The organism is Leifsonia sp. 10L418, from assembly GCF_056395445.1.
Genome location: NZ_JBFTJN010000003.1, coordinates 312893 through 327847, shown reverse-complemented (window position 1 = coordinate 327847; position 14955 = coordinate 312893). Strand labels below are relative to the sequence as shown.

At 65.1% G+C, this 14955-nt stretch carries 14 protein-coding genes; all 14 read left to right on the top strand.

What is annotated here, in order from left to right:
* Nucleotides 1-4 precede the first annotated feature (4 nt).
* The 14 genes from AC1DCF_RS09460 to lspA all read left to right on the top strand — a co-directional run bounded on the left by AC1DCF_RS09460 (nt 5) and on the right by lspA (nt 14950).
* Nucleotides 5-1549 (top strand): Mur ligase family protein, encoded by a 1545-nt coding sequence (locus AC1DCF_RS09460; RefSeq protein WP_477210784.1) that lies wholly within the window; start codon nt 5-7, stop codon nt 1547-1549.
* A complete protein-coding gene (locus AC1DCF_RS09455) occupies nt 1550-2992 on the top strand; it encodes a UDP-N-acetylmuramoyl-tripeptide--D-alanyl-D-alanine ligase (protein ID WP_477210783.1) in 1443 nt (480 codons plus the stop codon).
* On the top strand, nt 2989-4086 hold the full coding sequence (gene mraY, locus AC1DCF_RS09450) for a phospho-N-acetylmuramoyl-pentapeptide-transferase (protein ID WP_477210782.1): 1098 nt from the start codon (nt 2989-2991) through the stop codon (nt 4084-4086). Before AC1DCF_RS09455 ends, mraY begins: the two co-directional genes overlap by 4 nt.
* A complete protein-coding gene (gene murD / locus AC1DCF_RS09445) occupies nt 4083-5594 on the top strand; it encodes a UDP-N-acetylmuramoyl-L-alanine--D-glutamate ligase (protein ID WP_477210781.1) in 1512 nt (503 codons plus the stop codon). The genes mraY and murD overlap by 4 nt, the downstream gene beginning before the upstream one ends.
* Nucleotides 5563-6816 carry a putative lipid II flippase FtsW gene (ftsW, locus tag AC1DCF_RS09440; RefSeq protein WP_441788989.1) on the top strand — a complete coding sequence of 418 codons (1254 nt, stop codon included), beginning with the start codon at nt 5563-5565 and terminating at the stop codon, nt 6814-6816. Before murD ends, ftsW begins: the two co-directional genes overlap by 32 nt.
* The gene (locus AC1DCF_RS09435; RefSeq protein ID WP_477210780.1) at nt 6813-7880 is read left to right on the top strand and encodes a UDP-N-acetylglucosamine--N-acetylmuramyl-(pentapeptide) pyrophosphoryl-undecaprenol N-acetylglucosamine transferase; all 1068 of its coding nucleotides are present in this window, start codon (nt 6813-6815) and stop codon (nt 7878-7880) included. The genes ftsW and AC1DCF_RS09435 overlap by 4 nt, the downstream gene beginning before the upstream one ends.
* 123 nt (nt 7881-8003) lie before the next feature.
* Nucleotides 8004-9401: a UDP-N-acetylmuramate--L-alanine ligase gene (gene murC, locus AC1DCF_RS09430; RefSeq protein WP_477210779.1), complete on the top strand. Its 1398-nt coding sequence runs from the start codon at nt 8004-8006 to the stop codon at nt 9399-9401.
* A 13-nt stretch (nt 9402-9414) separates the two neighbouring features.
* Nucleotides 9415-10596: a cell division protein FtsQ/DivIB gene (locus tag AC1DCF_RS09425; protein ID WP_477210778.1), complete on the top strand. Its 1182-nt coding sequence runs from the start codon at nt 9415-9417 to the stop codon at nt 10594-10596.
* Between the two features lie 142 nt (nt 10597-10738).
* Nucleotides 10739-11932 carry a cell division protein FtsZ gene (gene ftsZ / locus AC1DCF_RS09420; RefSeq protein ID WP_477210777.1) on the top strand — a complete coding sequence of 398 codons (1194 nt, stop codon included), beginning with the start codon at nt 10739-10741 and terminating at the stop codon, nt 11930-11932.
* A 37-nt stretch (nt 11933-11969) separates the two neighbouring features.
* On the top strand, nt 11970-12680 hold the full coding sequence (locus AC1DCF_RS09415) for a YggS family pyridoxal phosphate-dependent enzyme (RefSeq protein WP_477210776.1): 711 nt from the start codon (nt 11970-11972) through the stop codon (nt 12678-12680).
* A gap of 36 nt (nt 12681-12716) precedes the next feature.
* Entirely contained in the window at nt 12717-13220 is a 504-nt protein-coding gene (locus AC1DCF_RS09410; protein ID WP_441788983.1) for a cell division protein SepF, read from the top strand.
* Nucleotides 13221-13229: 9 nt separating this feature from the next.
* Complete coding sequence (locus AC1DCF_RS09405; protein ID WP_441788982.1) at nt 13230-13535, top strand: YggT family protein; 306 nt, start codon at nt 13230-13232, stop codon at nt 13533-13535.
* Nucleotides 13536-13668: 133 nt separating this feature from the next.
* Nucleotides 13669-14310 carry a DivIVA domain-containing protein gene (locus AC1DCF_RS09400; protein ID WP_441788981.1) on the top strand — a complete coding sequence of 214 codons (642 nt, stop codon included), beginning with the start codon at nt 13669-13671 and terminating at the stop codon, nt 14308-14310.
* Nucleotides 14300-14950, top strand: a complete 651-nt coding sequence (lspA, locus tag AC1DCF_RS09395; RefSeq protein ID WP_477210775.1) for a signal peptidase II — start codon at nt 14300-14302, stop codon at nt 14948-14950. The genes AC1DCF_RS09400 and lspA overlap by 11 nt, the downstream gene beginning before the upstream one ends.
* Nucleotides 14951-14955: the final 5 nt, after the last annotated feature.

Genomic DNA, 14955 nt, shown 5'->3' with positions numbered 1-14955 from the left:
GCCTGTGACCAACTCGGCGCCCTCGGCTCTTCGTCCACAGCATCCCGTACCCCGGTCGTTGTCAGGACTTGTCGAAGAATTCAACCTCGATCTCCGCGATGACATCGATGGACTCGAAGTGACCGGTGTGAGCCTCGGCTCACACACCGTCCAACCCGGAGACCTCTACGTCGGTGTTCCGGGCCGCAACAGCCACGGCGCCCAGTACGCCGCTCAAGCGGCCGAGGCCGGCGCTGTCGCAATCCTGACCGACGAGGTCGGTGCCGGGTTCGCTGCAGGCAGCGGCCTGCCGGTTCTGGTGACCCCGGATGCCCGTGCGGCACTCGGCGCCGTCGCCGCGTGGATCTACCGCACCGACGAGAACCCGGCAACGCTTTTCGCGGTGACCGGCACGAATGGCAAGACCAGTGTCGTCTACCTGCTCTCCGCCATCTTGAACCAGCTCGGGATCGTCTCGGGGCTCACCTCGACGGCCGAGCGCCGCATCGGTGACATCGCGGTGACCAGCTCACTGACCACCCCGGAAGCGAGCGAGCTTCACGCTCTGCTCGCCCGGATGCGCGAGGCCGAAGTGCGCGCCGTCGGCATCGAGGTCAGCGCCCAGGCGCTCACGCGCCACCGCGTCGACGGTCTCGTCTTCGACGTCGCCGGCTTCACCAACCTCAGCCACGACCACCTCGACGACTACGACGCGATGGAAGACTATTTTCAGGCCAAGCTCGAGCTGTTCCAGCCCGACCGCTCACGCCGCGGCGTCGTCACCGTCGACTCCGAGTGGGGCCGTCGCCTGGTCGACGAATGCCGCATTCCCGTGACCACTCTCACCACGCGCCCCGACATCGACGCCGACTGGCGCATGCGGGTCACGGCCGAGAGCGCGCTGTTCACCGAGTTCGTGCTCGAAGGACCGGAGGGTCGCACGCTCACCACCCGCGTGCCGCTGCTCGGCTGGTACATGGCAGCCAATGCCGCCCTGGCCATCGTCATGCTCGTCGAATCAGGGTTCGACCTCGAGGCGATCGAGCACACGCTCGGTCGTGACGGCGGCATCGACGCCTACATCCCGGGCCGCGCCGAGCGCGTGTCGGGGGAGCAGGGCCCCCTCGTCTACATCGACTACGGCCACAGCCCCGACGCCTTCCTCAACACGCTTGACGCCATTCGCAAGTTCACGCCCGGCCGCGTGATCATGGTCTTCGGCGCCGACGGCGACCGCGACACCACCAAGCGCGCCGAGATGGGTGCGATCGCCGCTCGCGGCGCCGACGCGGTGGTCATCACCGACTTTCATCCCCGGTTCGAAGACCCCGCGGCGATCAGGGCCGCGCTTCTCGACGGCGCCCGGTCCGCTGTGCCTGACGGAGAGTTCTACGAAGTGCCCGACCCGCGTGCGGCATTCCGCACCGCGCTATCGCTGGCCAAAGACGGAGATTCCATCCTCTACGCCGGCCCCGGCCATGAGGACTACCACGAAGTTGCCGGAGTGAAAATCCCTTATTCTGCCCGTGAAGACGCTCGAACCGCACTCCGTGAAGCCGGGTGGTTGTAAATGATCGCCCTGACCCTGGCCGAGATTGCTGCGGCCACGAACGGCGCACTGCACCTCGATGGATGCGACGCCACATCCGAGACCGTCGTCGACGGCTCTGTGCACACCGACTCCCGTGAAATCGTTGCAGGGGCCATCTTTGTGGCCAAGCCCGGCGAAGTCACCGACGGACACCTCTTCGCCCCGATCGCGGCCCGGAAGGGAGCCGTGCTCCTCATCGTCGAGCGCGTGCTCGACCTTCCCGTGGCCCAACTCGTGGTTCCCGACGCCGTCACGGCTCTCGGCGACCTGGCCACCGAGGTCGTCACCCGCGTGCGCGCACTCGGCCGCCTGAAGATCGTGGGAGTCACCGGTTCCAACGGCAAAACCACCACCAAGAACTTGATTCGGGCCGTGCTCGAACGTGTCGGCCCGACCATCGCGGCGCGGGCATCCTTCAACAACGAGGTCGGCGCGCCGCTGACCATGCTCGAGCTGACCGAAGAGACCCAGTTTCTCGTCGCCGAGATGGGCGCCAGCGGCGTCGGCGAAATCGCACGCCTGGTGCGCATGGCGCGACCTGACATCGGCATCGTGCTGAAGGTGGGGTTGGCGCACGCCGGAGAATTCGGCGGCATCGAAGCGACCGTGCGCGCCAAGACGGAGATGGTCACCGACCTGCTTCCGACGGATGTCGCGGTGCTGAACGCCGACGACCCCCGCGTGGCACCGATGGCCGAGCACACCTCCGCCCGGATCACCTGGTTCGGTCTCGACAGCCCGCTGCTCACCGCATCAGGCGAGAATGCGGCCCCGGCCGTGCGCGCCACCGACGTTCACGCGTCGGCGCAGGGCACCCGCTTCACGCTGCATCTGGCCAACGGCGAATCGCGCCAGGTCGCCTTCAAGGTTCTCGGTGAACACCACGTGATGAACGCGTTGGCCGCCGCCGCGACGACCGAGCTGCTCGGTGTGCCGATCGATGACATCGTGTCGGCGCTCGAATCGGTGCAGACCGCAGAACGCTGGCGCATGGAGGTCATGGGCGGTAAAGACGGCGTGACGATCATCAACGACGCCTACAACGCCAGCCCCGACTCGATGGCCGCAGCTCTGAAGACCCTGGCGCAGATCAAAGCTCCCGGGCAGCGCACGATCGCTGTTCTCGGCGAGATGAGTGAACTGGGCGAATTGGCCGGGGAGGAGCACGACCTGATCGGTCTGCTCGCCGTGCGGTTGAACATTTCGCAGATCATCGTCGTGGGCTCCGCGGCCCGCCGCATGCACATCAGCACCATCAACCAGGGCTCCTGGGATGGCGAATCACTCTTCGCCGACACGCCGGAGAGTGCCTTCGAATTGCTGCGCAACACAGTAAAGCCGGGGGATCTGGTGTTGGTTAAATCATCGAACTCCGCAGGCTTACGCTTCCTGGGCGACCGACTGGGAGAATTGTTCTCGTGAGAGCCCTACTGATTGCCGGAGCCCTGTCGCTCGCCTTCACGCTCTTCCTGACCCCGCTGTTCATCCGGCTGTTCCACAAGATCGGCTGGGGACAGTTCATTCGCGACGACGGCCCGCAGAGCCATCACGCCAAGCGGGGAACCGCGACCATGGGTGGAATCATCATCATCCTGGGCGCCGTCATCAGCTATTTCACGGCGATGTGGGTGACCGGATCGCATATCCCCGCCTCCCCACTCCTCGTGCTGTTCATGATGGTCGGCCTCGGCTTCGTCGGGTTCGTCGACGATTTCTTGAAGACCAGAAAGCAGCGCAGCCTCGGGCTGGGCGGCTGGCAGAAGATCATCGGCCAGGTCATTGTGGCCGGCACCTTCGCCTGGTTGTCGTTGCAATTCCCGAACAAGTACGGGGTGACCCCGGCCTCCACACATATCTCGTTTCTGCGCGACCTGCCGATCGACTTCATGGCGCTCGGCGCGATCGCCGGCACCATCCTGTTCGTCATCTGGGTCTGCCTGATCGCCGCCGGCACCTCGAACGCCGTTAATGTGACCGACGGTCTCGACGGTCTCGCAACCGGCGCATCGATCCTCTCGATCGGTTCGTTCATCATCATCGGATTCTGGCAGTCGAATCAGGCACGGTTCGGGGGAGCGGACATCAGCGACCTCTACCGTGCCTACGACGTGCGCGACCCGCTCGACCTGGCCATTGTCTCGGCGGCCATCGTCGGCGGTCTGATCGGGTTTCTCTGGTGGAACACCTCGCCCGCAAAGATCTTTCTCGGTGACACCGGTTCGCTCGCCATCGGTGGCGCCTTGGCTGCTCTCGCGATTCTCAGCCGCACCGAGCTGTTGCTCATCCTGATCGGTGGTCTCTTCGTCATCGAGACCGGCTCGGTCATCGTGCAACGTGCCTACTTCAAGGTCACCCATGGCAAGCGGATTTTCTTGATGAGCCCGATCCACCACCACTTCGAGCTCAAGGGCTGGGCGGAAGTCACCGTCGTCGTGAGATTCTGGATCATCGGTGGCTTGCTCGTGGCCGCCGGCGTCGGAACCTTCTATCTCGAATGGCTGTCGCGCACCCCATGACCCGTCTCGATACTTTGACCAGCTGGCACTCAGACTGGACCGATCTGAAGGTCGCAGTGCTCGGGCTCGGCGTGACGGGCTTCGCCGCGGCCGACACCCTGGCCGAGCTCGGCGCCGATGTTCTCGTCGTGGCCTCCGACATCAGCACCGAACGCGCGCAGTTGATCCCGGTGATCGGTGCGCGCCTGGTGCAAGCCGACTCCGATGAGATCCCGACCGAGCTGGTTGATCTCCGTCCGGAGGTCATCGTCGTCTCGCCCGGCTACCATCCCGATCACACCCTGCTCGAATGGGCACAGGCGAACGAGGTTCCGGTCTGGGGCGACATCGAACTCGCCTGGCGTCTGCGCGACAAGGTCGGGACGCCCGCCGAATGGATTCTGGTCACTGGAACCAACGGCAAGACGACGACCGTGCAGATGGCGGCCACCATGCTGGCCGCCGCCGGGCACCGGGTCGCACCCTGCGGCAACATCGGCATTCCCGTGCTCGACGCGATTCGCGACCCCCAAGGCTGGGACGTGCTCGTCGTCGAGCTCTCGAGCTACCAGCTTCACTATCTGCCGACGAGCGGTCCCGGTGCCCTCGTGCCGTGGGCGAGCGTATGCCTCAACATCGCCGACGACCACATCGACTGGCATGGCTCCGCCGCCGCCTACCGGGCGGCGAAGGCGACCGTCTACGCGAACACGATCACCGCCTGCGTCTACAACAAGGCCGATGAGGCGACCCGCGAGATGGTCGAAGAAGCTGACGTGCAAGAAGGCGCCCGGGCGATCGGGTTCGGCCTCGGCGCTCCCGGCCCCAGTGATTTCGGAATCGTCGACGGCATCCTCTGCGACCGTGCATTCCTCCCCGAACGATTCAACGAGGCACTCGAGTTGACGACGGTCGACGACCTGGCTGCGGCCGGGCTGTCGGCCGCCCACATCGTGTCGAACATCCTCGCCGCAAGTGCGCTCGCGCGATCGTTCGGTGTCACTCCGGCACAGATCCGCCTTGCTCTTGAAACCTTCCGGCTCGATGCGCATCGCATCGAGGTGGTGAGCGTCGTTCGCGACATCCGCTGGGTCGACGATTCGAAGGCGACCAACCCGCATGCGGCGGATGCCTCGCTTCGCGCCTTCGACTCGGTGGTCTGGCTGGTCGGCGGGCTGCTCAAGGGTGTTGACATCGACGACCTCGTCGCCAGCCATGTCTCCCGGTTGCGCGCAGCGATCATCATCGGCGTTGACCGGGTTGCCCTGCGTGAGGCATTCGCCCGGCATGCTCCGTTGCTGCCCGTCATCGAAATCGACACCGAGGTGTTCGACGAGGTCATGCCGGCCGCCGTCGACGCCGCCGGATCACTCGCCCGCGCCGGCGACGTCGTGCTGCTGGCACCCGCCGCCGCCTCAATGGACCAGTTCGCCTCCTACAGCGAACGTGGCACCCGTTTCGCCGAGGCCGTTCACGAGTATCTCGGAGGTGAGGCGGGTGAAGAATCCGCCTCGGACGCGCGCGACTAGGCCGGGGGACGCAGGGGACGCCGGGCTGGAGAACGCCGAGGCCGCCGTGCGGGCATCCGCCTCGTCGGCCCGGATCTCGCTCGGCCGCGTTTTTCGGGCTGAGTCGGCCAACTATTTTCTGCTTCTCGGCACCACGCTGTTTCTCGTCGCCTTCGGGCTGATCATGGTGTGGTCGTCGTCCTCGGTGCTGTCCTACCTCGATGACACCGGGTTCTTCGGCGGGCTCTTGCGTCAGGGAGGTTTCGCCCTTCTCGGCATTCCGATCATGCTCATTGCCAGTCGGATGCCGGCGAAGTTCTGGGCGCGCATCGCCTGGCCGACCCTTCTGGTCGCCTGTTTCCTCCAAGCACTGGTGGTGTTCACCCCGCTCGGTCACACCGTCGCCGGCAACACCAACTGGCTGACCATCGGCAGCGTGCAGTTCCAGCCCTCTGAAGGCATCAAGGTGGCCCTGGTCATCTGGCTGGGCATGATCCTCGCGCAGAAACAGGACAAACTCGACGACTGGCGCCATGTCTTCATCCCGGTCTTCGGAGTCGGTGGCGCCGCCGTCGGTCTCGTGCTGATCGGTGGAGACCTCGGAACCGTCATCATCATGGCCGGCCTGCTGTTCGGCGCGCTCTTCTTTGCCGGCGTCAGACTGAAATTGCTGGCTATCCCGCTCGTCGCCGGGATCATCCTCGCGTTGATCGTCGCGTTCTCCAGTTCCAACCGGTTCACCCGCATTATGAGCTTCATCGGCAAGGGCTGCGACGAAGTGAACGGCTCGATCTCCGATGCCTGCTGGCAGCCGCTCCACGGCACGTGGGCGTTGGCCAATGGGGGAGTGACCGGTGTCGGCCTCGGCAATTCAAAGGCGAAATGGTCGTGGCTTCCGGCCGCAGACAACGACTACATTTTCGCCATCATCGGCGAAGAGCTCGGGCTGATCGGTGCGATCGTCGTACTTCTCATGTTCGTGCTCCTGGCGATCTCGCTGATTCGGATCATGCGTGCAAGCACCTCGGCTCAGGGGCGGATCACCGTTGCCACCGTTCTGGTCTGGATCATCGGCCAGGCGATGGTGAACATTGCGGTGGTGCTCGGCCTCCTCCCCGTTCTCGGGGTTCCGTTGCCGCTGATCTCCTCGGGCGGCACAGCCCTGCTCACGACTCTGCTCGCGATCGGCATCGCGCTGTCGTTCGCCCGCACCGACACTTCGCTGAAGGAGCTCCACCCATGACCACGTATCTTCTCGCCGGTGGGGGGACTGCGGGTCACGTGAATCCCTTGCTCGCCGTGGCCGACGCCATCGTCGCCGCAGAACCCACCTCGACGGTGCTCGTGCTGGGCACAGCCGAAGGCCTCGAGGCCCGACTGGTGCCCGCTCGCGGCTATGAACTGATCGTCATCCCGAAAGTGCCGTTTCCGCGCCGGCCGAATCGCGCGGCGCTTCGGTTTCCCGCACGGTTCAACAGTGCCATCAAGCAGGTCGCCGACGTGATCCGCACCAGATCGGTGGATGTCGTCGTCGGCTTCGGCGGGTACGTTTCGACGCCCGCCTATCTCGGGGCGCGCCGGGCCGGTGTGCCGATCGTGATTCACGAGGCGAACGCCAAACCAGGAATGGCCAACAAGTTGGGCGCGCGGTACAGCACCCACGTGGGCGTTGCATTTCATGGCACACCCCTGCGGCACGCGGAGTTCGTCGGCATGCCGTTGCGTCCCGAGATCGAGAATCTCGACCGGGCCGCAGCTCGCCCGGAGGCGCTCGCGTTCTTCGGGCTTGCCGCCGATCGACCGACCCTCGTGGTGACCGGCGGTTCGCTCGGCGCCCGTCGGCTGAATCAGACACTGGTGTCGTCGGCCGAAGCGATCATCGCCGCCGGCTGGCAGGTGCTGCACATCACCGGTGAGAAGTCAGAGGTGTCCGACCCCGAGCTGGCGCACTACCGGATGATCGCGTATTGCGATCGGATGGACCTCGCGCTCTCGGCCGCGGATGCCGCCGTGTCGCGCGCCGGCGCCGGGACGGTCTGCGAGCTTGCCGCGCTCGGCATTCCCGCCGTGTACATTCCGTACCCGGTCGGCAACGGCGAGCAGCGGTTCAACGCGGCAGACGTTGTGGAAGCCGGCGGTGGAATCCTGGTCGACGACGCAGCCTTCGTGCCGGACTGGGTTCGCGCAGAACTCGTGCCACTGCTTGCCGATCGTCAGAAGATCAGCGCGATGGCCGCTGCGGCGGCATCCGTGGGAGTGCGTGACGGGGCGGAACGTATGCTCGCCCTGATTCACCGCGCGCTGTAACCAATCCCGACTTCCCAGCCGTCGGCGCGTAACGTGGATTGCGGCAGGATTGAGCTGCACGTTTTCAGATCCACCCGACTGTGAATTGCCAGTTTTCGAAAAGCAGAGAAGAGCACCGCACCCGTGATTAAGCCAGACCTCACCCTCACGATTCCCGAGAACCTGGGCGCTGTGCACTTCGTCGGCATCGGCGGAGCCGGCATGAGTGGCATCGCCCGCTTGTTCCTCGCCGCCGGTCACACCGTCACCGGCTCCGACCAGAAGGACTCAGAGAACGTGGAGGCGCTTCGCGCTCTCGGTGCCTCGATCGCCATCGGACATGACGCGAAGAACGTCGGTGACGCCGACACCCTCGTGGTGACCGGTGCCCTCTGGCAGGACAACCCCGAGTATGTTCTCGCGCTGGAGCGTGGCATCCCGGTGCTGCACCGCGCACAGGCGCTGGCCTGGTTGGTCAAGCAGCAGCGCCTCGTGTCCGTGGCCGGAGCGCACGGCAAGACGACGTCGACGGGGATGATCGTGACGGGCCTGCTCGGCCTCGGCCAAGACCCGAGCTTCGTCAACGGTGGCGTGATCGAGACTCTCGGCGTCAGTTCGGCGAGCGGCAGCGACAACCTCTTCGTCGTCGAGGCCGACGAATCAGACGGTTCCTTCTTGCTCTACAACACGGCTGTCGCACTGATCACCAACGTCGACCCCGACCACCTCGATCACTACGGCTCGGTGGAAGCGTTCGAAGCCGCCTTCGTCTCGTTCGCTCAGTCGGCCTCCGAGTTCGTCGTCGTGTCGTCTGACGACTCCGGCGCCGTGGCCGTCACGCAGAAGCTCGTCGACAAGCGCGTGATCACCTTCGGCGAGGACGCCGCAGCCGATGTGCGCGTGCACAGCATCGTGACCGAGGGCCCGGTGCAGTTCAGCGTCGCCTGGAACGGTGCCGACTATTCGGCCACCCTGCGAGTTCCGGGTCGCCACAACGCCATCAATGCGGCAGGAGCCTTCGCTGTGCTCGTCGGACTCGGATTCGAGCCCGCCGCCTCATTGGCGGCGATCTCCGCCTTCGGAGGCACCGGCCGTCGGTTTGAACTGCACGGAACCGTCGGCGGCGTCAGCGTCTACGACGACTACGCGCACCACCCGACCGAGGTGGCCGCCGCTCTGTCCGCGGCCCGCACCGTCGTCGGCACCGGCCGCATCATCGCCGTGCACCAGCCGCACCTCTACAGCCGCACTCGCCTGTTTGCCAAAGAGTTCGCCGACGTGCTCGAGCAGAACGCCGACCACACCATCGTGCTTGACGTCTACGGCGCCCGCGAGGACCCGGAACCCGGCGTGACCGGAGCCCTCGTCTCGGAGAAGTTCGCCGACCCCTCCAAGGTCGCCTTCGTCTCTGACTGGCAGGATGCCGCCGACTACCTCGCCAGCATCGCCCAGGACGGCGACTTCGTCGTGACCCTCGGCTGCGGCGACGTCAACCGCATCGTTCCCCAGCTTCTCGAATCCCTGACCAGGACGCGCGGATGATGCGCCCGGCCGCATGAAGCGGCCACCGAGCCTGGATCGGCCGGCAACTCCGGAACCGGAGGCCCCGCGCGTCGCCACGTCGGTGCCGAAGCCACGTCGAACGCGGAAGACGACGGATGCCGCGGCGTCTGTAGTCCCGGCGGCCCCGACGCCGGTGGCGAGCGACCTCAGCACCGCGACAACCGAACCCATCACGTTGCCGGTGCTTCCGTCGGCGGCAACCCCGGCCGTCGTCACCGTGGCACCGGTTGGGGCACCGGTCGTTGCCGTGCAGCGCCCCGACGAGAAGCCGAAACAGAAGCCGACGCTGTCCTGGCCGAAGACCAAGCGTTCGCGCGCCACAGCGGGCACAGCGGGCACTGCGGGCACGACAGGCGACGTCACGCACACCGGGTCAGAGCTCCAGACCGACGATCCGGCTGCACTCACACCGTCGGCTGCTCGCAAGCAGCTCCGGGCGGCGACGAAGGCACGCAAGCATTACGAGCGTGGCGAGGTTCGCCGGTTCACCTGGCGGTCCCGGCGACGCCGCCGAACCTGGCTCGTCGTCGGGGGAGTCGTTCTGGCCCTCGCGGCGTTCGTCGTCGTCGGCACGTACTCCCCGTTGATGGCGCTGAAGACCATCGAGGTCGTCGGAACCAACCGCATTCCGGCCGCAGACATCCAGGCCGCGCTTTCCTCCCAAGTGGGGGTGCCGCTGCCCATCGTCGATGGTGATCAGATCAAGCGCGAGCTGTCGACGTTCACCCTGATCCAGAGCTATTCCACCGAGAGCCGGCCGCCGAACACCCTGGTGGTTCGTGTCGTCGAACGCGTGCCCGTCGGCCTCCTGGCCACACCGACCGGATTCGACCTGGTCGATGCGGCGGGCGTCGTGCTGCAGTCCGGGGCCGAGCGGGTTCCGGGTTACCCGGTGATCACCGCGACAAACGGTGTCGGCCACCCCGGTTTCACCGCCGCGGCCGCGGTCATTCGCGTGCTGCCGGAGGGCATCCGCACCCAACTCGATTCCGTCACCGCTGCGACGACCGACGATGTGACGCTCACCCTGGCCGGTGGTGCTCGCGTCGTCTGGGGGAGCGCGGAGCGTTCTGAAGACAAAGCGGCAGTGCTCGCGTCGTTGATGGTGTCGTATCCGCCCGGATCGGTCGGAGAATACGACGTCACCTCACCCGATAGCGCAGTGCTGCGTTGAGTTTCGACCACACTTCGCGACACGCGGGCGCGCCTCCCCATTGTGGGCACTCACCCGAATAGCTTCGAAATCAGCAATTGCATACTCAGCATAACTTTAAACTTCGAGTAAAGGTTTAAGGTTTCACCGGAGGACCGGACACGTGTCAACAAACCAGAACTACCTCGCTGTCATCAAGGTTGTCGGAATCGGCGGCGGCGGCGTCAACGCCGTCAACCGCATGATCGAGCTCGGTCTTCGCGGTGTCGAGTTCATTGCAATTAATACGGATGCCCAGGCGCTGCTGATGAGCGACGCCGACGTCAAGCTTGACGTCGGTCGCGATCTCACCCGCGGTCTCGGTGCCGGCGCTGACCCCGAGGTCGGTCGCCGCGCTGCAGAAGACCACGCGGAAGAGATCGAAGAAGCTCTCGCCGGAGCCGACATGGTCTTCGTGACCGCCGGCGAAGGTGGCGGAACGGGAACCGGTGGAGCACCGGTTGTCGCCCGCATCGCCAAATCGATCGGCGCGCTCACCATCGGTGTCGTCACCAAGCCGTTCGGCTTCGAGGGCAAGCGTCGCCAGGCTCAGGCCGAGACCGGTGTCGCCACCCTCAAGAACGAGGTCGACACTCTCATCGTCGTGCCCAACGACCGCCTGCTCGAGATCAGCGACCGCGGCATCAGCATGCTCGAGGCGTTCTCCACCGCCGACCAGGTTCTGCTCGCCGGTGTGCAGGGCATCACCGACCTGATCACGACCCCCGGTCTGATCAACCTCGACTTCGCCGACGTCAAGTCGGTCATGCAGGGCGCCGGTTCGGCCTTGATGGGCATCGGTTCCTCGCGCGGTGCCGACCGCGCCATCAAGGCTGCGGAACTCGCCGTCGCCTCCCCGCTGCTTGAAGCCTCGATCGACGGCGCGCACGGCGTGCTCCTGTCGATCCAGGGCGGCTCGAACCTCGGAATCTTCGAGATCAACGACGCTGCTCGCCTCGTGCAGGAAGCAGTCCACCCCGAGGCGAACATCATCTTCGGTGCGGTCATTGACGACACCCTCGGCGACGAGGTGCGCGTCACGGTCATCGCCGCCGGATTCGACGGCGGAGAGCCCGGCGCCAAGGCTGTCGAGGTGCGCCGCGCCGACCTCGTCGCCGCCGGTGTCTCGTCGTCGGCCGCTACCGGTGCCGCTGTCGCTGATGCGCTGGCCGCCCCGGCCGGCGCCACCGACTCCAGCCAGTTCGACACTGTGTCTCCGGCCTGGATGTCCACTGACTCGCAGGCCGGCGCTCCCGTTGCCGACCCGGCCTTCGAAGAAGAGTCAGACGACATCGACATCCCCGACTTCCTCAAGTAGAGCCGGCTCTCTTCGTCGAAGACATCAGGTACATCACGTGACGGCAACACCTCAGGGCGAATCGGCTCTGTCATCCTTTCCCGGGCTGGCAGAGCGACTCGCTGTGGTGCAGGACAGCGTGGCGGATGCCGTTCGCCAGGCCGGGCGCTCGCCCGGCGAGGTCACCACGATCGTCGTGACCAAGTTTCATCCTGCCGGCCTCATTCGGGCGCTGGCCGAACTCGGCATTCACGACATCGGTGAGAACCGGCACCAAGAGGCACAGGCGAAAGCCCAGGAGCTCGCGGCGCTCGATCTGCGCTGGCATTTCATCGGCCAGGTGCAAGGCAAGAAGGCGCGCCAGGTGCGCGCCTATGCCGACGTCATTCATGCGGTCGACCGGGAATCGTTGGTGACGGCCTTGGCCTCCACCGAATCGGTCGTCGATGCCTTCGTGCAGGTCAACCTCACCGACGACCCGGCCCGTGGCGGCGTGTCTCCCGACGCGTTGCTGCCACTGGTCGAGCGGGTTCTCGAGACTCCGGGGTTGCGTTTGCTCGGCCTGATGGCCGTTGCTCCGCTCGACGCCGCGCCACGTGCAGCGTTTGCTCAGGTGCGGCAGCTCGGCGAGAGGGTGCAGCAGCTTGCACCCGACGCCACGAAGTTGTCGATGGGGATGTCGGCGGACTACGCCGATGCCATCGCCGAAGGTGCGACACACCTGAGAATTGGATCGGCAATCACGGGCAATCGCCCGAGCGAGCGTTAATCTCGAACCACAAGCATTACCAACACGGAGGTTTTGATGTCCAACCCGCTCAAGAAAACCATGGTCTACCTGGGTCTTGCAGACGAAGAGCTGGAGTATGAGGCGCCGGCCAACTCTCAGGTCGCCGCAGCGGGCACTCCTGTCGGTCACGCCCCTGTCGCCGTGCAGGCGCCGAGCGCCGCAGCGACTCCGGGTCGCGCCCCCGTCACGCCATTGCACAAGACTGCAGCGCCGCGCAGCGTTGCCGCGTCAGAGATGAACGAGATCCTGACTGTGCACCCGCGCCAGTACCGCGACGCCCAGGCCATCGCCGAGTCCTTCCGCGACGGCATCCCCGTCATCATCAACCTCTCGCAGATGAGCGATGCAGATGCTCGTCGCCTCATCGACTTCGCCAGTGGCCTCTCGCAGGGCCTCTACGGCAAGATCGAGCGCGTGACCTCGAAGGTGTTCCTGCTGTCGCCGTCGCACGTGGTCGTTTCGGGCGAAAACTCCGATGAAGACGCAGACGCCGAGGCGTCGTTCTTCGCGCAGTCGTAGCATTAGTTCGTGTTCTTCGTCGTTCTTCTAGGAAATCTTCTCTATTTCCTCCTCCTGATCTATTTCTTCGTGCTCTGGGGTCGATTCATCGTCGACCTAGTGCGCGGAATCAACCACTCGTGGCGCCCGCACGGCTTCGGACTCGTGGTTATTGAAGTGGTCTACGCCGTCACTGACCCGCCGATCAAGTTTTTTCGCCGGATCATGCCGGCGTTGTCGGTCGGTCAAATCTCGTTCGACTTCGGCTGGAGCCTCACCATGCTCTGCTGCATCGTCGCCATGTACGTCGTGCCGTTGCTCACGCGACTGGCCTGATCTGAATCACACCGAGTTGACGGTCTGCCGACTCACCGGGGCCGGCTCAGCCAAGTCACATGGTCTATCCATGTATTCTTGACCGGTAATTGTTCTCTTTTGTTCGCAACTCAAGTTCTAAGGGTGGAAAGCCATGGCGCTAACTCCGGAAGATGTAGTCAACAAGCGGTTCCAGTCCACAAAGTTCCGTGAGGGATACGACCAGGACGAGGTTGATGACTTCCTCGACGAGGTCGTTGTCGAACTGCGCCGCCTGACCGCGGAAAACGAAGAGCTGAAGGCTCAGGTCGCCGCAGGCGGCGGCCAGGTAGCCGAGCCGGTTCGTGCCGCAGCCACCGTTGCCGCTCCCGTGGTCGTTGCCGCTCCCGAGCCCGTCGCTGTTCCGGAGCCCGTCAAGGCTCCTGTCGTCGCCGAAGCTGCCGACGAGACCGCCGGTACCACCAACCTGCTTCAGCTGGCACGTCGCCTGCATGAAGAGCACGTCAAGGAAGGCGCTGAGAAGCGCGACGCCTTGATCGCCGAGGGTCACGCCACTGCGGCTCGCGTCGTTGCCGAGGCAGAAGCTCGTCAGCGTGCTCAGATTGCTGCTCTCGACCAGGAGCGTTCGGTTCTCGAAAACAAGATCGATGAACTGCGCACGTTCGAGCGCGAGTACCGCCAGAAGCTGAAGAGCTACATCGAGGGTCAGCTCCAGGAGCTTGACTCCGCATCACCGGTTGGCGCCGGCGCGGACTCCAACGCCCCGAAGTCAAGCTTCTCGGGCTTTGGCGCCTAACACTCGCACGAAGGTCAGCTTCAGCGCTCTCTTCGTTCTCGTCGGTGTAGCGCTGGGCGCATATGCGCTGGATCAAATCAGCAAGGCCATTGTTGTCGCCAACATGACCGAGGGTTCGGTTGTGCCGGTTCTGGGCGGAGTGCTTCAATTGCACTTCGTCCGGAACCCCGGCGCGGCATTCTCTCTCGCCAGTGGAATGACCTGGATCTTCTCGATCCTCGCCGCTGCAGTCGTCATCTTCATCATCTGGTTCGCGGGACGCATCCGCTCGATCGCCTGGGCGCTGGTCTTCGGCCTGCTGCTCGGCGGTGTGCTCGGCAATCTCACCGACCGGCTGCTGCGCCCCCCGGGTTTCGGCGTCGGCCATGTGATCGACTTTCTCTCCACCCCGTGGCTGATTCCCGCCATCTACAACGTGGCAGACATGTGCATCGTCACGAGCATGACGATCTTCATGATCCTCACGATTCGTGGCATCGGGCTCGACGGCGAACGACTGCCCAAGCCGGGCGCTGACACGGGTTCGGCGGCTGCAGTCGAGACTGATTCCGCCGCTCCCGACGGTGAAGCGGATGCCGATGCGTCTGTGGACGGCGGCACCGAAAGCCCCGCAGACCCCCAACCCAGAACTGAGTCTTGATCGCC

Bases quoted from the DNA above. Each gene is read 5' to 3' on its own strand.
- AC1DCF_RS09455 (WP_477210783.1), top strand. From the start codon at position 1,550: ATGATCGCCCTGACCCTGGCCGAGATTGCTGCGGCCACGAACGGCGCA.
- AC1DCF_RS09410 (WP_441788983.1), top strand. From the start codon at position 12,717: ATGTCCAACCCGCTCAAGAAAACCATGGTCTACCTGGGTCTTGCAGAC.
- AC1DCF_RS09400 (WP_441788981.1), top strand. From the start codon at position 13,669: ATGGCGCTAACTCCGGAAGATGTAGTCAACAAGCGGTTCCAGTCCACA.
- AC1DCF_RS09425 (WP_477210778.1), top strand. From the start codon at position 9,415: ATGAAGCGGCCACCGAGCCTGGATCGGCCGGCAACTCCGGAACCGGAG.
- murD (WP_477210781.1), top strand. From the start codon at position 4,083: ATGACCCGTCTCGATACTTTGACCAGCTGGCACTCAGACTGGACCGAT.
- AC1DCF_RS09435 (WP_477210780.1), top strand. From the start codon at position 6,813: ATGACCACGTATCTTCTCGCCGGTGGGGGGACTGCGGGTCACGTGAAT.